This window comes from Arthrobacter sp. D1-17 (genome assembly GCF_054130535.1).
The window spans coordinates 451,027-468,807 of the sequence record NZ_CP096382.1 but is presented as its reverse complement, the minus strand read 5'-3'; the positions used below and the strand labels follow the sequence as shown (position 1 = coordinate 468,807).

The window sequence follows — 17,781 nt, the reverse complement described above, 5'->3', positions numbered from 1 at the left end:
CACCAACATGGCGCATCCCGGCCGTCAGATAGCTGCAGCCGGAGAAGGCCGGAACCCGGCCGCGTTCTGCTTCGTGAGCCACCGGCCCAGTGCCTTGCCTTTGCCTTTCCACCAGTTGTCCTCGTCTGAGTCGGTACGCCACCGGTACGTCACCACGACCAGCACAAACATGCCGAGGGTGACATCCCCCCACACGCCGGCGGCGGCGTCGAGCAGTACGGTGCAGGCCAGGACCAGAATCGCCGGGAGCGCCAGGGTCCGGAACACAGTGTTGGCCACGTAGCGTCCGTGCGAGCGGGGCACAGAGAGCAGCCGGAGCATGTCGGAGCAGACGCAGACGAGGACGAGGGTCTGCCCCAGGACCAGCAAAACCGCACCCGGCAGGGAGGCGGCGAACTGCACGGCAGGGGCAAGCCCGGAGCTCATGGCCCGCACCCGGACGCTGCTGCCACGGACCTGTCACACCCCAGGCGTGCCTGCAGGGCGGAGCCCCGCTTTCCCGAAGAGTACATGGCATGGCCTCCTTGGATCTGAACTGCTGCTGTGCTGCCAGATCCAATTCAACGGCCGCAAGTGCGCCTGCGTCACGGGTAGGCCGCTACCCGACTTTGGCGCCCGGACTACGCGGACGCTGGCGACACTACGCAGGTTTCCAGGGTGGCCTGTTGAGCCTCCCAGTACCTATTCCGTTTTGCCTTCGTCCTCCAGCAGTCCGCGCTGGGCGGCGTCTGCGGCCTCGGACGCTTCCGCGGGCAGGGGGTCGGTGGCCGGCGGAACATCGCTGGGGGCATAGTCGGCAAGACCGGCCGCAACGCGCTCCTGCTCCGCGGCCCTCTCGAACGCGTCGTCGTCTATGTCTTCCGGCATTTTCCCGTGACCTGTGCGGGTCGGGCCTGGCAGCGCGTCCTCCTGGGGAAGGATGACATCGTCAACGCCGGGTGCCCGCTGTTCGTCTGGGGTGGCCATGGTGGCTCCTTTCGTTCGCTGGTCGTCCCAGCCTAGAGGCCGGGTTTAGCCTTGTGAACACCCTGAAAGTCGCCGTGCCTGGCCCCTGCAGGAGGAATCGCAACCAGGCAAGAGCGCAGCAGGCCAGATGGAGGGCGGAGTCAGGCGCGCTTCCATGCGTAGCGCCGTTCCGGGCGTCCGACGCCGTACTTCAGGGTGACCTCCACCAGCGCCTCGTCGTTGAGGTACTCAAGGTAGCGCCGGGCGCTCACCCGGGACGTTCCCACCAGGACGGCCAACTCAGCCGCGGAAACATCACCGTCCGCCTCACGCAGCGCCCGCTCCACCACCTGCAGGGTTTCCGCGCTGCAGCCCTTGGGCAGCGGGCGGTCGCCGCCCTCCAGGCCGAAGACCCGGTTGACGTCGGCCTGCTCCGCGACGTCCTTGGAGGAATCCAGGCTCCGGTACGTGTTCCGGTAGTGCTCCAGGCGCTCCTGCAGATCCGTCTGGGAAAACGGCTTGATGAGATAGTGGACGATTCCGCCGCGAAGCGCCCGGCGGACCGTCTCCACTTCCCTGGCCGCGCTGATCACCAGGACATCCAGCTCCGGCGCCACTTCCCGGAGCTTGTGGATCAGGTCCAGCCCGTTGATGTCGGGCAGGTGGATGTCCAGCAGGACCAGGTCCGGCTGCAGCCGCTGGGTCTCCAGCACCGCCTGCGCCCCGGTGTGCGCCACTCCCACAACCTGGAAGCCGGACGTGCGCTGAATGAAACCCGCGTGTACCTTCGCCACCATAAAGTCGTCGTCGACAATCAGGACATTGATCATTGCTGCCTTACCTTGCCTGGCTTTTCGTTTCCCGGCTGTCGCGCACGGAACAGTTCCGCCGTGAACACGGCTCCGGCGTCGTTGTGCACCGTCAGCTGCCCGCCATGGCGGCGGCACACCACCCGCGCGAGCGCCAGGCCGTACCCCCGACCCCCCTCGGACGACGACTTGGTGCTGAACCCCTGCCGGAAAATGTCTTCCATCATTTCTTCCGGGACCCCCGGTCCGGAATCGTGCACCACAACTGCGATGCCGCCGTCGGCCTCTTCGATCAGCACCTCAACCTCGGCGCCGGCCGTGTTGGTGACCGCGTCGAGCGCGTTGTCCACGAGGTTCCCCACCACGGTGGTGAGGTCCCGGGACAGCTCTTCATCCACGCGGTCCAGCCGGGACTCCGGCGCGAGTTCCAGAGTGACGCCCCGCTCGGCAGCGAGGCTTGACTTGGCGATCAGCAGCGCGGCCAGCGCCGGGTCCGCGATCCTGCTGGTGACCTCGTCATTCAGGCGTGTGCGGTTGGACGTGGTGCCGTTGACGAACTGTACGACGGCGTCATACTCACCAATCTGGATCAGGCCGGAAATCGTGTGGAGCTGGTTGGCGAATTCGTGCGCCTGGGCACGGAGGGTGTCGGTGGCCGTGCGGGTGGTGCCCAGTTCACGCTCCAGGGACGCCAGCTCCGTGCGGTCCCGCAGCGTGGTGACCGAGCCGATGACGCGTCCCCGGGACAGGATGGGCACCCGGTTCAGGACCACCAGGCTCTCCCCCACAAGCACCAGCCGGTCATTAACAGGCTGGTCCTCGGTGAGCACCTCCTTCAGCGACGGCTCCACATCAAGGGCGGCCAGGTCCTTGCCCACGCAGTCGTGGGGCAAGCCCAGCAGCCGCCTCGCGCTGCCGTTGGCCACCGTAATCCGCTGCTCCGGATCCAGCGCCACCACGCCCTCCTTGAGTCCGTGCAGCATGGCCTCGCGGTTCTCAACAAGCCCGGTGATCTCGTCCGGCTCCATGCCCAGGGTCTGGCGCTTGACGCGGCGCGCCAGCAGCAGCGACCCGGCCACGCCCAGGACGCTTGCGACTCCCAGGTAGGTCAGCAGGTTCGGTACCGCATCCGCGAGCCGTTCGATGATGGACGGGTAATTTCTGCCGACGGTGGCAATTCCCACCATCTCGCCGGAGTCGTCCAGCACCGGCACATGGGCGGAGAGCGCATCCCCTGTCCCGGTGCTGACTACTCCGGTCCAAGCCCGCCCGGTCATCACCACGCTGTCGCCGAGCTCGAGTTGCCGGCCTTGCTGCGAGGGGTCCGACGACGTCACAACCGTCCGGTCGGCCCGCGCCAGCGCAACATGGGAGGAGCCGGAAATGGTTCGCACTGATTCGGCGACAGAGGGAAGGGCCGAGCCGCCGCCCGGCTGGGCATCCTTCAGGAGGCCGCGGACCGTCGGGTTGGCGGCAAGGGTCTCGGCGGCCGACAGCGCCCGGCGCCCCTCAATCCGTTCAAAAGATGCCGCGGACTGGGCCAGCGAGATTGCGACCACCGCCACGAGGACGGCAAATACGATCAGCAGCTGCAGGCGGAGATACTGCCCCGCAAGGGACATCCCTCGCCGTCGAGTCATTGTGCTGCTGGCTTCCTTTGTTTCTTGTTGGGCCGCTGGGGCGGCCTTGTCCGTGGCCGCGCGATTCCGCACGATTTCACGGCGGTGGGGTGAACTATACCGCACGTGCTGCGGCTGATTTTCTAGGCCGCGGAGATGGCGTCCTTGAGGGCCCCCAGCACCAGAGTCACCGATGCGGCATTGGCATTTGGGCCCATCATTCCGATCCGCCAAACGCTGGAAGCATAGTTGCCTGCCCCTGCACCGATCTCGATGCTGTAGCTATCCAGAAGGTGACGGCGCACGGCCGCGGAGTCGACGCCGTCGGGGACCTTGACGGTGGTGAGGCTGGGGAGCCGGTGTCCCTCGGCCGCGAACAGCTCAAGGCCCATCTCCTGGAGTCCCGCCTGCAATGCAGCACCAGCCGCCCGGTGCCGCGCCTGGACCGCGCCCAGCCCCTCGGCCAGGATCCGGCGCAAGCCCGCTTCGAGTCCGGCGATCATGGTGACCGGCGCCGTGTGATGGTAAGTTCGGCCACTGCCGCTGGCAGCCCCGGCATAGCCGCCGAGCAGACCTACGTCCAGGTACCAGGAGCGGGGATTCTCAATCCTTCGTTCAAAGGCCCTATCCGACATGGTGAAAGGTGATAGACCCGGCGGCACGCCGAGGCACTTCTGGGTGCCGGCGTAGCCCACGTCAATGCCCCAGTCGTCTGCAAGGAGTTCCAGTCCCCCGATGGACGTCACGGCGTCGACGATGAGCAGCGCTTCCCCCTTGTTTTGGCCGAGCGATGCGACATCGGACAATACTCCGGTCGAGGTTTCTGCGTGGACGGCTGCAATCACCTTCGGCTGCGGATGCGCCGCCAGAACCCGTTCGACGTCCACGGGCGTGCCCCACTCGTGGTCTACACGGACCACGGTCGCGCCGCAGCGGCGGGCCACCTCACACATGCGCTCCCCGAAAAGGCCGTTGACGGCGATGACTGCTACATCGCCGTCGTCCACTGTGTTCACGAAAGCCGCTTCCATGCCGCCGGAACCGGTGGCGCTCAGTGGCAGCGTGCGGGCATTTCGAGTCCCCCAGACGGCCCGTAGACCCTCGCAGGTGTTGTCGAGCCGTTCGATGAAGACCGGATCCAGGTGCCCGATCACCGGATGCGCGAGCGCAGCGGTCACTTCCGGATAGCAGTTGCTCGGCCCCAGGCCGAACAGGAACCGTGAGGTCAGAGTCTCTGGCATGGCAACTCCTTCATTACGGGCCGGTCAGCGGTTGGGGGCCAGTCAGTGTTTGGGCGCCGGTCAGTGCTAGGGCGCCGGTCAGTGCTAGGGCGCCGGTCAGTGCTTGGGGGCGACGGCGATCGCCTCGCCGTCGACCGCGTGAAACGGCGCACGGCGGTCCATGATCATCAGGTAGGTGACGGCGGCCAGAATCGCGCCGACGAACCAGGAGAAGCCGGAAATGTAGGTGAACGCAGGGACGAGGGCCAGTACCAGGGCGACGGCCGCCGCCGGAGTGCCCGCAATGACAGCCTTCCGGTTGACGCCGCGGGTGTAGGCGTACTCCCCGTCGGGGGACTCCGAGTACAACTCCGGAATGTTGACCTTGCCCTTCCTGACCAGCCAGTAATCGGCCATGATCACGCCGAACAGCGGTCCCAGGAGGGCGCCCAGCCCGCCGAGGAAGTAGACGATGACCAGGGGCGAGTTGTACAGGTTCCACGGCAGGATCACGAGGCCGATCACCGCGGAGATGATGGCTGCGCGGCGGAAGTTCAGGGTTCGCGGGAAAAGGTGGGCCAGTGTGTAGACGGGTGCCACGAAGTTGGCCATGAGGTTCACGGCCACCGTCAGGATGATCAGGGCCAGACAGGCGAGCACCAGCAGGAACGTGTTCGGTATGGCGTTGACGACGTCGGTGGGCGATTCGATGACCGTACCGTCGATCTTGTATTGGGCTCCGGCGAGGACGATCACGATTGCGGCGAAGAAGAGCATGTTGATGGGGATGCCGAAAAAGTTGCCGCGAACCACCGACCGCTCGGAGGGAGCACCCCGGGTGAAGTCACAGAAGTTCAGCACGAATGTCCCGTACACAACCACCCATAGCGCCGCGGACTGGAAAATCCGCACCCACATTTCGGCGCCGGTCAGCGAGTCGGCAGTGGACCAGGCGATGCTTCCGCCGGCTTCCATCAGCATCCAGATGGCCAGCGCGAGCATGGTGGCCAGGATTACGGGGCCGGCGAAGGCCTCGTACCTGCGGATCATCTCCATCCCGAAGCTCACTATCACGGTCTGCAGCGCCCACAGCGCAACGAATGAGATCCAGCCCAGAGTGGAAAGTCCGAGGAATGAGTCTGTGTCGAGCGGTGCCAGGGACGGTGCGAGAGCCAAGATGAGCACCCTGAGCACCACCGAAGCCAGATAGGTCTGGATGCCGAACCAGGCCACGGCCACGGCGCCGCGGATGATGGCCGGGATGTTGGAGCCCCGGATGCCGAACGCGATCCTGCTCATGACCGGGAACGGCACGCCCGTCCGCTCGCCCATGAACCCTGAAAGGTTCAGGAGCAGGAACAGCAGGACCGCGCCGAGCAGGAAGGCAAGCATGATCTGCCAGGCACCCAACCCCAGGGCGAACAGTCCGATGGCAAAGACGTAGTTGCCCAGCGAGTGCACGTCGTTGGCCCACAGCGTGAAGATGCTGTAGGCGTGCCAGGTGCGGCCTTTGCGCGTGGTGGGCGCCAGGTCCTCATTGTAGAGTCGGGGGCTCACGCCCGGGGGTAACCGGACCGGGCTGGCTGGCTCTCCCTTCAGGATCTCCTCGACTGCGGGGTCACCGGTCCCCCAGGGCTCGGGGTCGATCAGATGCGGACGCCCGTGCTCGTCGTGCGAGCCGGGACCGTGTTGATGGGACACGATGCAGACCTCCTGGGCGAAATGAGCATTGCCGGGTGCGGGCTGGTACGGACGGAACTGGCGCTGCCGCTTCAAAGAATCCATCCGGCACAGGAGCAGCCCTGGAAGTTTATTTCCGTTATCCGGAAAATCTTTTTCATTTGGTGAGACCAATGTAAGGGCGCGCTGGCTCGCGGTCAAGACTTTACGCGCCCACCGATACTTCACCCCCTGCAGAGGCATCCCAAGCGCTGGACGTGGACGTCGACCATGTACCGGGAATGCTGAAAAGCGGTCAGCTATCGAATCAGCCAGGCGGCGCATTGAAAACCTCCGCCGATCCGACGGGGAAAAGCCTGCTGGTGGTGCAAGCAGCCGCATGTATCCAGGTGATAACCCTTGGAGCTACTATGACCACATCACGTCTGTCCATTCGTCTATGGGGAGAAATGAATACTTCTCGGGTCAGTGCCGGCATCGCGCTCTTGGCGCTAATGCTCACTGCATGCTCCGGCCAGCAACCCCAGGCAGCACCGACCGTCCCAGTTGCACCCGCATCGGCGCCGAGCGTAAGACCTACCCCTGATGGGGGCGCTGCCGGCTATGAAAACGAACGCGGCCAGGTGGTCCAGGAGATTGGTGAGACGGCCGTACTCGTTACCGACGGATATGACGCCCCTCCTACAATGACTTTCAAGGTGACGTCCATTGAGCCGGTCACATGCGACGCACCTAACGCACCCCGGCCACATGGAATTGCCATCGCGGTAGCCCTTGAGATCGTCACCTCCCCGACGTTTTCGGGACCACTGGTAGTCAATGGCCAGCCAGGGATGATCAGTTTCCGCCCGCACTACTGGAAGGGCTATGCCTCCAACGGCACCCAGATGGACACCGTTGGTTCCTCCATCGAGCACGGCTGTCTTGCCGACAGAAGCAAGCTGCTGCCCGATTATTTTGGTAAAGACCGAAAGCTGGACGGGTTGGTCATCCTTGATGTGACGACGTCGACCGGCGAGGTTGCCTTCATTCCGAACGGCATTGGGGGCTGGGCCTGGGAGTACCCCGGGGATGATTCGGGAACCAGAATCGGACCAGCCTGACGCAATCGCGGTTATCGGAATTCCAAAGCGAACCTAGATGCGCGGAAGGTTCTCCCCGGATTGGCGTCCTTGGCGTCAACCCCGGCCGACGCTCCTGAGGGTCCGGTGAACCCAGCCCGCCGCTCTTCCTAACGCTTCTCCAGCGGGTCAGCAGGACAGGCCATTGTTCCGCAGCACTAGACAGACCGGTCTGTCTTGGCCTCGCGGCATTGTGTATTATCCGTGTGTGGAAACTTCAGAAAGCGGCACTGAACAGTCAGCGAGCCCTGCCAAAGGCGGTCCTCGGGAAAAGATCGTTGCCGCGGCTTACCAGCTGTTCGCCCGTCGCGGGATTCGCGACGTCGGAGTCGACGAACTGATCCGCGCATCAGGGGTGGCCAAGGCAACCTTCTACAGGCACTTTCGCTCGAAGGACGATGTCGTGCTGGCCTTCCTCGAACAGTGGTACCTGGAACGCACGGTCGCGATCGAGATCGCAATCGCCCGCCGCGGGACCAGTGACGAGGCAGCCATGCTGACCATCTTCGATGTCTTCGACGACTGGTTCCGCGAGGGCGCGGCCCAGGTCAGCTCGTTCCTGCACGTGTTAATGGAAATGGGTTCCGACCACCCCCTCGGGAAAGCCAGCATCCAGTACCTGGACAGGACGCGGCAACAGATCGAGGAACTTGCAGAATCGGCCGGGCTCAAAGACCCGCACGATTTCGCCTGGTCCATTCACATCTTGATCAAGGGAGCCATCGTCGCCGCAGCCGAGGGCGACTCCCGCGCCGCTGGCCGCGCCAGGACCATGGCCCAGCTGCTCATGGACCACCAGCGGTCGCAGAAGTAGCTGCGGGAACTCCCCCACCTCGGAAATACCAGACGCACCCTTTGCTAGCGGAACTCCCCCCATCCCGGGACGGCCATGCTTGACGGAAGGCCGGTTGTCGGCGTTCCGATGGGCTCGAAAATGGTCGTTAAAAACCGATCGGACGCGTCTACAGGAAGATCGCTGCGGCCTGCTGCTACCTGACAGCAGATCAGCGATAGGTACCCCTACTCGCTGCGGATCACGTGGACCGGAACCCCTGGAGGATCTGGTCGTAGCCGCTGCGGTGGGTTCAGGACCGTCGTGGCCGAAACCCGTGATGGACAGGATCACCAGGCGCGGGTTGATGTGATGCATGGCGTCCGTACGGAGGCCAAGCCGTTGCAGGACGTCCGGTCGGAAGTTTTCGACCACAACATCGGCGTTCCAGAAGTTGGCGAAGAATCGTTTGGCCGTCCCTCGCTCTTCCGATCCAGCGTCATGACAGGACTACGGGATCGATGGAATCCTGAGCTAGGAACCATGGGACTGCCGGCCGTGGAACGTGACCCGCAAAGAATCAGCCATGGCTGCCTCGGGCCCACTCGAAATGGCGACAGTGCCAGCCCGATATGGAAAACAGACCGCCAAGCTCCACGTATGCGTCTCAGGTGGGATTGTGGTGGCGGACCGGCTACTCGATGTGGATGGGACTGGCTTCAGTCATGGCTCTCCTGCCCCGGAAGAACCAGGCCAGCAGGATCGTGGCCAGCACAACGATTGCCGTGGACACCAAGGCAAGTGACGGCACCAGGGGCAGAAGAATGAACACGACGACGGCTGACACCACGAGCGCAAACACTGTGGTGCGGGGCTGCTTCATGGACACAATGGCCTGCACCAGCACCGCGCCGAGGACTGCCGGCACCACATACAGGCGGGTCACCATCAGAACCGAGGGCGGAATGACGCTGATCAGCCAGCTACCGAGGAACCCGACGAAGACCGCCAGGGAGACCAGATGGACCACGGCGGCCCCACAGATGGCGACGACGGCGGCGAGCTCGGCACGCTTGGTGCCCGGCTTTGCGCCGATGTTGGTCTGGGCGATAAGGGCAGCGGGCAGGAGCTTGTTGGAGATGTTGCCGATCATAAACGCCTGGTACATCGCGGCCGGACCCAGGACTGGGTAGTACGTCAGCGGTTCAACGATCCAGATGATGCCGAATGTGGCCGCGACGGCGGCGAAAGCGATCCAGAGTTGCGCAGGGCCAATGTCGAGTCCGGTGGCAAAGACCAGATACAGCGGACCGGCCACGGAGATCAGCAGGCCGCCGATCATTGTGATCTGGCCCCAGCGGGAGGTGGTGCGGTTGAAGTCTGCCATCGCGGAGTTGCTGGTGGCGGGGGTGGTGGTGATGGATGTCATGGGTGTTCCTCTCCGTACGTGGTCAGGGCTTCGAGTTCGGACTCAGGCACCGAGGGCGGGGCCGGCTGCCAGGTAGGCGGCGCTGAGGCCGATGACGATCGAGAACCCGAGGCCCCACTCGCGCAGCCAGCTCTTGCCGAGCTTCTTGGCCAGCAGGAGGCAAAGCCCCATGACCGCTGCGGAAGCGAGGAAGGACACGACGTGAATCCCGGACTTCGGCAATTCGCTCAGTCCCAGGCAGGCGAAGGCGCCGATCAATGCCGCCGCCGGCACGATCGCCATGGCAGCGGGATTCACCGAGCGGATCTTGGCGTCACCCTTGCTAAGCAGCGGAGTCAGGATCAGGGTGGCGAGCATCCACATTGCCCCGCCCATGCTCATCACGAAGAAGGCCACCGCAAACACGCTTTGGGTGTAACTGGCATCGCCGAGCTTGGCTCCCATCGACCCCGCCGCAATACCGGCTGCGGAAACTTCGTACGCCGCCGAACCAATCAGGCCGATCCTAGTCAGCACCGCCGGGGCGCCAAACAAGCCCAGCAGTGCAATGGCCACGAGGGAAACGGCCAAGGAGGGCCCTATGGCCGAAACGGCACCGGACCGGAACGAGGTCTTGATGTCCTTGGCGCTCATCTGCACGGACGGAGCGGCCCGGCACGCTGCCTTCATGAAGATCACGGACTGGATGATGATGACGCCGAAGACCCCTATAACGCAGATCCACAAGACGGGGTTGTTGGCAATGGCCAGGATGTCAGTTGCATTGTTTGTTGCCAAGGGTTGTGTTGCCAGGGGTTGGTGCATGGGAACCTCCGGTTTAGAGCCCGGTTGCGAGCAGGGTTCGACGACGTTGTGCGGCGCCTGCTGCATCAGGGCGAATTCTTGCGCCTAGACCGAATCGGCCATCAGGCGTTCAACACCTTCCACTATTCCCGGGAGCTAGGGCAATGCCTGACTGAATCAGCCAAGTATCTGGCCAAATCAGTCATAACGTGTCCCGTTGACGGCCAAGGCTACCGAGGCGCGAAGTGACCGGGCACACTTTCAGGTAGTGAACACCCAGCAAAGGAGCCCCATGCCTGACACCATTGGCGAGCTGTCCGCCGTCGAGCTCACCGCGGCCATCCGTGACAAGAAAATCTCGGCGCGAGAGGCCCTGACAGATCACTTGGAACGGATCGCAGAGGTCAACCCCGTCATCAACGCCGTCGTCACGCTCGACGCCGAAGGGGCACGGTCGCAGGCTGAACGCGCCGACCAGCTCACTGCCTCCGGCGGCGAGTTGCCACCGCTCCATGGCCTGCCCATGACGCACAAGGACACCAACAACACGGCGGGGATGCGCACCACGCAAGGCTCGCTGGCATTGAGGGACTTCATTCCTGACTCCGACGACCTGATCGTCGCGCGGTTGAAGGCGGCCGGCGTGGTTACCACGGGCAAGTCCAACGTGCCAGAGTTCGGGGCGGGGTCACACACGTTCAACGACCTCTTCGGGACTACCACCAACCCGTATGCCCCCACGCTGAGCGCGGGCGGAAGCAGTGGCGGGGTGGCTGCCGCCATCGCTTCCCGCATTCAAAGTATCGGTGACGGCAGCGACATGGGCGGCTCACTGCGCATCCCGGCTTCGTTCTGCAACGTGGCCGGTTTCCGGCCCTCGACGGCCGTCATACCCATGCCGTCGGCCGTGAACGCATACGCCTGGCTGGGAAGGACCGGTCCGATGGCCCGGAGCGTTGAGGACATTGCGCTGTTCATGTCGGTCACTGCCGGTAAGGATCCCCGTGTCCCCCACCCTCAGGGGCTTGACCCGACAGTTTTCCGGTCTTCGTTGGAGACCGATATGCGCGGCGTGCGGATTGGCTGGTCCCGTGACTTTGGCATTGGTGTGCCTGTTGAACCGGAAATCCTGGACCATCTGGAACGGGAGCTGGCCGTGTTCGAGGAGCTCGGAGCGATCGTGGAAGAAGCCACACCGGACTTCAGCGAAGCGGATCTGGTGTTCGGCAATACCCGCGCCATGGACTTCGCCGCCGGGCTCGGACCGATCCTGGAGCGCTCCGGCGAGCGTATCAAGCCAGAGGTCCATTGGAACGTGGCCAAGGGTTTCGCCCTGACTGCCCAGGATCTGATCGAGACCGCCGCCGCACGTACGCGGCTTGAACTCAGTGTGCAGGAGTTCTTTGGCCGCTACGACCTCTTCGCCAGCCCCTGCGCCCAGGTGCTGCCGTTCAATGCAACACTGCGCTACCCATTGGAGGTGGCCGGTGTGGCCTCTGAGACATACCTGGACTGGATGCGCTCTGCCTGCCTGTTGTCCGCTGCCGGGCTGCCCGTCCTCAGCGTGCCCGCCGGATTCAGCTCCGCCGGCCTGCCCATTGGCCTCCAGCTCGCCAGCAACCACTACACAGACATGCAACTGCTTCGCTGGGGCCACGCCTTCGAGCAGCGGACGCGGTACGCCGCCGTCGCGCCATCTATTGGGGCGGGCGCCGGGTACGGCGCTGACACTGGTGCTGACGCGGGATCCACCACCACAGCAGCTCTTAGGACGATGTCCGCATGAACCGTCCGCCGCGTTTCCGGGCATCGAGCAGGACGGAGACGTCCACCCCGGCGGCGTACTGGGCCCAGTCCGATCCGGTGATGAAGCGGTAGAGGGAGGACATGTCCTCCACGGTGACATCCGCGATGATCTGGTAATCGCCTGCAATTGCTGCCGCATAGCGGATCATCGGAAGCTCAGCCAGGCCTTTGCCCAACTGTTCCACGTGTTGCGGCGATGCCCGAATCCAGAGCAGGGCCTCGACGGCAAGCCCAAAAGCCGCGGGTTCGACGACGGTCCTCAGCTGCACCTGGTTGTTGGCCAACAGCCATTCACTGCGGCGCCGGGCCGTGGCTTCGGAGATACCGACCCGGCGCCCTAACGCTTCATAGCTCATCCGGCCGTCGGCACACAATGCCTCGACCAGCTCAGTGTCCTGTCGATTCAGCTCCTGCCGCGCCTCGAGGACACCCGAGTCAGCTGACAGGCCAGTTCGCAGGGACTCGGCACGGTCCTTACTCAGGATCTCCGGTCGCCAACCCCGGATGGTCCGGAAGTAGCGCAGTACGGGGTAGCTGGTGGAGTCCCGCAGTCCGATGGTGGAAGGTAGTTCATCGGACAACACATCGCCCATGCGCATTTGTTCGGTCAGGATTTCAGCCACACAGTCGCCCGTGCCGGTTGTGGTGTAAACGAAAGTAGTGTCGGCTCGCTGTGCGAGTGCGTGGGCGGCCGCACGCACCGTCCCCGGGGTGCAGCGCATCTCCACGAGCACCGCCGCCGGTCTGGGCCGCACCCCCACCACGGCGACCACGCCCGATTCCAGCAGTTGGGACCCGCGACGAGCGACAGTCCGCTCAGCCTCACCAAGCACGGCTGCTACCTTGCGCCACGGACAACGTGGGTCCAGTTGGAGCGCAGCAACAATCTGCCGCTCCAATGCGTCAAGCACCACCATTCGAACTCCGTTCGTTTCCCGGTCAATTTCATCACAACGCAGCATTCCCTACCCGATGGCGTTCGGCCCAACACCAACGTGCAGAACTTTCGGGAAACGATGTAGCTGATGGCCCAGCATCATTCCCGAGGTTGCGGACATCACCGCCCCGGACGCAGACCAGTGGAGCAACGACCTGCGGTGCGACGCACTGCCCACGTCCGTCGGCACCCTTGTGGTTCCGGCAGCCGACAGGACAAGCGGGACCCAGCTCCTAGGGTGTAGTCCCACACGCAGGAACACGGCTGCACTCGAGGAACAACTCATCGGCCTCACCCTCAATCCTGAACGCTGGGATGACAGCTGGCTCTCGCCTAAACCAGACTCGTTAAGTTCCGGAGAACCTGGCTAACCCGCCGGTGTCTGTTTGGTTGGGGCACATCCCAACCTGACGCATGGGCCCTACTTGACGGGATATCCGCTATCGTCCACTTGCCCCTCCGAGCCGGCAGGGCTGGTCTCATCGCGGGACACGGTAGGCATTGAGGAGTTGGGAGCAAAAGGCATCGCCAAGCCATTGCTCGTAATCTTGGTCGGTCCAGCCGCGATTCGGAACCAGGAGTTGCCACACGTTCGGGTGGTTAAGAGTCCAGAGGATGTCGGTTCCCCGTGAGATGTCCAGGGACGGTGCGAGGGATCCGCTGGCATAAAGTTGCTCGATGATAGCGCGCTGCACGTCAAGGAGTTTCGCCTCGATGCTTGCCCAGAGGTCGGCGATCTCGGGGTCGGCAGAGGCGGCGGTGCGGATCATTTCCAGTAACGCCCCCGAGCGGGCTTTGACGCGGCGCGCCTGCGCTGCGACCAGACGGAGCTTTCGCTCAGGATCGGGTTCCTTGACCACGGCGAGGTACCACTCCCGCTCCAGCACGGGCAGCTTCGCTTCTTCGCCGCCGAGGCGGGCGCCCCACAACGTCTGCACGAGAGCAGCCTTGGTGTCGAAGTGGACGTAAATCGTCTTGAGCGCTACGCCTGCTTCTTCGGCAATGGCAGGCATTGACGTCGCCGGGTAGCCCTGGCGCAAAAAGAGCCGTTGCGCGGCGTCGAGGATCGCCTTGCGGGTCGCCTCAGCCTGCGCGCGGCGGCGGGGTGAGTCATACTTCCTGCTCTTGACCACGGTTCCCATACGAGTAGAATATCAGTGTAATGATTACACCTCCCGGGTAATCAAATTTCCGGACCTTGTCCTTGGAAGGATGAGGGTCAATGGCAACGCTCCGGATTGAGCTTCAGGTTCGTGACTATGAGCTATGGAGGGGCAGGCGCTTTCGAGAAAGACGCCGGAGGGCGCGAGCGCTCCGGAGCGCGCCGCTACCGGATTTTCCGCCCTACGGGCCGGGACCACGAGGTAATGCTGGACATCGACTTCGACTCGGTGGGCGAAGCCGACGCGTTCCTCGACACCCTGCGCACTAGGGTCTGGCCCTCGCGGGAGAAGGCCCCGGCCAAGACCGGCGAGGTGAAAACACACATTCTTGAGTTGATCGAGGCTCGGGAGTACTGAAACCAGCTTCGATGACAGCCTTCCCAAGCTTGGGGTGGGGTACATGTCCAGGCGTCAATCTAAGACCAATCAGACGCAAAAGCGCGGACCAGCAACTCAGGCGTGCTTTTCCTGCCAGTACTCGCAGCTACTTCTACTCGTGACGTCGGCACCGAGAAGCAGGATGCGGGCGGGGCCGGGCTGCGCAAGTACGGCACGCCCGAAAACGCCACCCCCGACGGTCCCGGTGCTGCGGGAGGCAGTGCGGCTTCAACGCGAACCATCAAGCAGCAGATTAAACGCCCAACAGACGGAGAGGGATGCCGAAGCCGAAGGTGCATGCAGGACGTTGGCTTTCATCAAGCGCCCACTGCGTCATCAGCGCATAAGCAGCATCAGGGCCGAGGCGTCCCTCCCCATGTAGTTCCGGTCGGCGCGGCCCGGGGATTCTAGATGCTGCCAGCTTCCTTGGCTCCGGCGAATAATCTGACAGCCACGAGAGCCAGGATTATCCGCTGGTGGCGATCTTCGCGGTGCTGGCGCTGCCTGAGCCCTAAGCATCCCTGCCCTGGGAGCCGACATCTTCCCACGGCGAGGTGTTTACTGCCTGGGGTCCCGGCATTAGCGTTTGAACTCTAGCTAGAGAAGGTGGAGCCAAGTGAGTACAGAACCTACGGACACGAACAACATTCCAAAAGACGGGCTCAGTCCTTCGGCGGAACCGGTGCCCCGGGAGCCGGGATCTGCACCCGAAGCAGAGGCAGCGGCACAAACCGATTCCCCGGACGATCCCGCAGACAACAGCTCTGCACGTGAGGACGTCCCAGGGCTAAACAAGGCCGTCGGGCCTGCTGAAGAATCGGACGATCAGATGAAGGACGACAGGTCCCTCACCACCGATATCAGCCCAACCGATTAGCTTACGCACTGGGTGAACCTGCCCACAGTCCCGAAAGCCAGGGACGATGCCGTTCTTTTACTGAGGCACCGAAGCAAACGCCCGGACGTATTGCAAAGAGACAAATGGTTCCCCGAACCCCTTAACCACTTGCAGGCTCCGCTACATGGCCATCAGATCAGATGTGGGAACAGCCGGGGTCGTTGATTCCGCTGTTATTCCAATGCAGCCCGCGCGCCGACTGCTAAGACCGCAGTCGCACGTGCATCCCCTCGCCCCTGTGCTGTCAGCGAGGGCGGCAACAAGGGACTGGACGGTAAAGCAGACATGCCCTCGGCCCTAAATCAGTCATTTGGCACGAGCCACTTTGATTGTCCAAGCCTCTTCGTGCAGTGCCGGCCAGATCTGTCTGGCGAGGATTGCCTGGCTGACTTCCTTGTGCCGCGCCGTCTCAACCTTGCGCGAAGCCGGCTCCTATCTAATAAGAAGCTGGGGTTTGTATCCGCCCACTTTGAAGAAACTGGGTGCCGGAATCGGCACCATGGCCGCCGCGGCGCTTGTTATGACGACGGTGATTCCTGCTGTTATCGGCGCGGGTGTACCTCCAGCGGGATGCCGGCGCGGACTGGAGTGCTGGAACAGGAACGGATCCGGACACCGGCTATCCGAACACCTGCGCAGCGGCAACGCTGGGAACCCTGTGCGCGGTTTCTGACGAGATGTACAACTACGGCCATACGGGTCTGGACGAGATCCCCGAAACCAGGGATGCCGGGCTTGTGATCCTGAAGCAACCCATAGACCTCGATGAGTACGCCAGCCTCGCGGCCCCGGGAACTCTGGACGCGCTGGCCGCGAAACGTGGACAGCAGGAAACGACGTTCACCGCCAGCGGCTACGGCGTTACTGAAGTGAAGTGAACCCCGTATCCCAGACCTCATACCGGGAGCGGCTGATGGCCGAGTCAAGGCTGACGAATCTGACCAGTGCAAGCAACGACGGGCTACAACATCCAGACCAACGGCAACGGCAAGGGCCGCGGCGGCTCCTGCACAGCTGACTCCGGCGGGCCGCTGTTCTACGGCTCCTTCAGTTCAAACACCATCACCGGCATCGCCTCGTTCGGCCACAACCGCTATTGCAAGGGGACTTGTTTTTCCTACCGCACGGACCGGCAGGACGTGATCGACTTGGATAAAGTCAAAAGCCGGAAGCGAATCCACGAAGATCATCATGGAAGCACCCTGCCAAGCGGGGAAACTGGAGGGATCAAAGGAGGAAAACGTATGGGCTCAGAACTCATGATTGGCCGGCTGGAGCGCCTCTTCAACGGCACAGCCTGGGCCGAAGGCCCGGTGTGGGTGCCCTCATCCCAGGCCGTGCGCTGGAGCGACATACCAAACAACCGCATACTCGAGTTCTACCCCGCAACCGGAGCAACCCGGGAATACGCAACGGGAGTCGAGTTCACCAATGGGCGGACGCTGGACGCCGATGGGAGCGTTGTGCAGTGCAGCCATGGACGGCGCCGGGTTGAGCGCGACCGTCAAGGAACTGTAACCGCTTTGGTCCATTCCTTCGAGGGCAGGAGGCTGAACTCACCCAACGATGTGGTGACGGCACGGGATGGAACGATCTGGTTCACCGACCCGCCCTACGGGATCCTGCCCGGCACCAGGGAGGGGCACGAGGGCGAACAAGAGTATGGCGGTTGCTACGTCTTCCGCTACGAGCCGACGACCGGCACACTAACCGCTGTAATCCGGGACCTGGTCCACCCCAACGGTCTCGCCTTTTCACCCGATGAGTCCGTGCTGTATGTCACCGACACCGCCGGCCCCACCCATGGCCTGCCGCTAAAAATTGCAGCGTACGCGGTGAGTCACGGCGCCTGCAGCCCCGCCGGCACCTTTATCGAGTTCGACGACGACCGCCCGGCTGACGGCCTTCGAGTGGATGTTTACGGCAGGATCTGGGCTTCCGCGGGGCCTTCGGTGCAGGTCTACTCACTGTCCGCTGAGCTTCTTGCAACCCTTCCCCTGCCCGAAAGGGTTTCCAACCTTTGCTTCGGCGGCCCAGATGGACAGGATCTCTTCATCACGGCAACCACCAGCCTGTACCGGATCCGCACCACCACACGCGACGCTGCCCATACCAAAACATCAAATGGATCCGGTCTGGGCGCACGAAGGTAACGTGTGGCTCTGAGGCCACGCTTCACTATCATCAGACCGGCCGCAAAGCATAGGAGCGCCCGCCTAAA

The 17,781-nt window shown here is 63.5% G+C and carries 17 protein-coding genes and 1 pseudogene; 7 read left to right on the top strand and 11 right to left on the bottom strand.

Features of this window, described 5'->3' with window-relative positions; genetic code table 11:
- Window positions 1-24 precede the first annotated feature (24 nt).
- The 6 genes from M1E01_RS02165 to M1E01_RS02140 all read right to left on the bottom strand — a co-directional run bounded on the left by M1E01_RS02165 (window position 25) and on the right by M1E01_RS02140 (window position 6,195).
- On the bottom strand, window positions 25-426 hold the full coding sequence (locus tag M1E01_RS02165) for a hypothetical protein (RefSeq protein ID WP_457973470.1): 402 nt from the start codon (window positions 424-426) through the stop codon (window positions 25-27).
- Window positions 427-681: 255 nt separating this feature from the next.
- Window positions 682-966 carry a hypothetical protein gene (locus tag M1E01_RS02160; protein WP_457973469.1) on the bottom strand — a complete coding sequence of 95 codons (285 nt, stop codon included), beginning with the start codon at window positions 964-966 and terminating at the stop codon, window positions 682-684.
- Between the two features lie 140 nt (window positions 967-1,106).
- Window positions 1,107-1,775, bottom strand: a complete 669-nt coding sequence (locus tag M1E01_RS02155) for a response regulator (protein WP_457973468.1) — start codon at window positions 1,773-1,775, stop codon at window positions 1,107-1,109.
- Window positions 1,772-3,376, bottom strand: coding sequence for a sensor histidine kinase (locus M1E01_RS02150; RefSeq protein WP_457974835.1), 1,605 nt, complete (start codon window positions 3,374-3,376; stop codon window positions 1,772-1,774). The genes M1E01_RS02155 and M1E01_RS02150 overlap by 4 nt, the downstream gene beginning before the upstream one ends.
- Before the next feature lie 140 nt (window positions 3,377-3,516).
- Window positions 3,517-4,614, bottom strand: a complete 1,098-nt coding sequence (locus M1E01_RS02145) for a pyridoxal-phosphate-dependent aminotransferase family protein (protein ID WP_457973467.1) — start codon at window positions 4,612-4,614, stop codon at window positions 3,517-3,519.
- A gap of 96 nt (window positions 4,615-4,710) precedes the next feature.
- Window positions 4,711-6,195: an NCS1 family nucleobase:cation symporter-1 gene (locus M1E01_RS02140; RefSeq protein WP_457974834.1), complete on the bottom strand. Its 1,485-nt coding sequence runs from the start codon at window positions 6,193-6,195 to the stop codon at window positions 4,711-4,713.
- Window positions 6,196-6,530: 335 nt separating this feature from the next.
- On the opposite strand from M1E01_RS02140, the gene M1E01_RS02135 reads away from it, so the two are divergent.
- Window positions 6,531-7,376: a hypothetical protein gene (locus tag M1E01_RS02135; protein WP_457973466.1), complete on the top strand. Its 846-nt coding sequence runs from the start codon at window positions 6,531-6,533 to the stop codon at window positions 7,374-7,376.
- A 226-nt stretch (window positions 7,377-7,602) separates the two neighbouring features.
- The gene (locus tag M1E01_RS02130) at window positions 7,603-8,208 is read left to right on the top strand and encodes a TetR/AcrR family transcriptional regulator (protein ID WP_457973465.1); all 606 of its coding nucleotides are present in this window, start codon (window positions 7,603-7,605) and stop codon (window positions 8,206-8,208) included.
- Between the two features lie 237 nt (window positions 8,209-8,445).
- Here M1E01_RS02130 and M1E01_RS02125 read toward each other — a convergent pair.
- The 3 genes and pseudogenes from M1E01_RS02125 to M1E01_RS02115 form a co-directional block, all read right to left on the bottom strand.
- Window positions 8,446-8,601: pseudogene (locus tag M1E01_RS02125) on the bottom strand (CoA transferase); the annotation flags it as partial.
- 259 nt (window positions 8,602-8,860) lie between these two features.
- The gene (locus M1E01_RS02120; protein WP_457973464.1) at window positions 8,861-9,595 is read right to left on the bottom strand and encodes a hypothetical protein; all 735 of its coding nucleotides are present in this window, start codon (window positions 9,593-9,595) and stop codon (window positions 8,861-8,863) included.
- Between the two features lie 42 nt (window positions 9,596-9,637).
- Window positions 9,638-10,399, bottom strand: coding sequence for a DUF5058 family protein (locus M1E01_RS02115; protein ID WP_457973463.1), 762 nt, complete (start codon window positions 10,397-10,399; stop codon window positions 9,638-9,640).
- Between the two features lie 271 nt (window positions 10,400-10,670).
- On the opposite strand from M1E01_RS02115, the gene M1E01_RS02110 reads away from it, so the two are divergent.
- Window positions 10,671-12,164, top strand: coding sequence for an amidase (locus M1E01_RS02110; protein ID WP_457973462.1), 1,494 nt, complete (start codon window positions 10,671-10,673; stop codon window positions 12,162-12,164).
- On the opposite strand, the gene M1E01_RS02105 is transcribed toward M1E01_RS02110, so the two are convergent.
- Window positions 12,145-13,101 (bottom strand): Lrp/AsnC family transcriptional regulator, encoded by a 957-nt coding sequence (locus M1E01_RS02105; protein ID WP_457973461.1) that lies wholly within the window; start codon window positions 13,099-13,101, stop codon window positions 12,145-12,147. The genes M1E01_RS02110 and M1E01_RS02105 overlap by 20 nt on opposite strands.
- Before the next feature lie 499 nt (window positions 13,102-13,600).
- Window positions 13,601-14,263, bottom strand: coding sequence for a TetR/AcrR family transcriptional regulator (locus tag M1E01_RS02100; RefSeq protein WP_457973460.1), 663 nt, complete (start codon window positions 14,261-14,263; stop codon window positions 13,601-13,603).
- Between the two features lie 117 nt (window positions 14,264-14,380).
- Between M1E01_RS02100 and M1E01_RS02095 the strand changes: the two genes are divergently transcribed.
- From M1E01_RS02095 to M1E01_RS02080, 4 genes are all read left to right on the top strand, one after another.
- Window positions 14,381-14,641 (top strand): hypothetical protein, encoded by a 261-nt coding sequence (locus tag M1E01_RS02095; RefSeq protein ID WP_457973459.1) that lies wholly within the window; start codon window positions 14,381-14,383, stop codon window positions 14,639-14,641.
- Between the two features lie 637 nt (window positions 14,642-15,278).
- On the top strand, window positions 15,279-15,539 hold the full coding sequence (locus M1E01_RS02090; protein WP_457973458.1) for a hypothetical protein: 261 nt from the start codon (window positions 15,279-15,281) through the stop codon (window positions 15,537-15,539).
- Between the two features lie 575 nt (window positions 15,540-16,114).
- On the top strand, window positions 16,115-16,438 hold the full coding sequence (locus M1E01_RS02085; RefSeq protein WP_457973457.1) for a hypothetical protein: 324 nt from the start codon (window positions 16,115-16,117) through the stop codon (window positions 16,436-16,438).
- A 66-nt stretch (window positions 16,439-16,504) separates the two neighbouring features.
- On the top strand, window positions 16,505-17,713 hold the full coding sequence (locus M1E01_RS02080; RefSeq protein ID WP_457973456.1) for an SMP-30/gluconolactonase/LRE family protein: 1,209 nt from the start codon (window positions 16,505-16,507) through the stop codon (window positions 17,711-17,713).
- Window positions 17,714-17,781 lie beyond the last annotated feature (68 nt).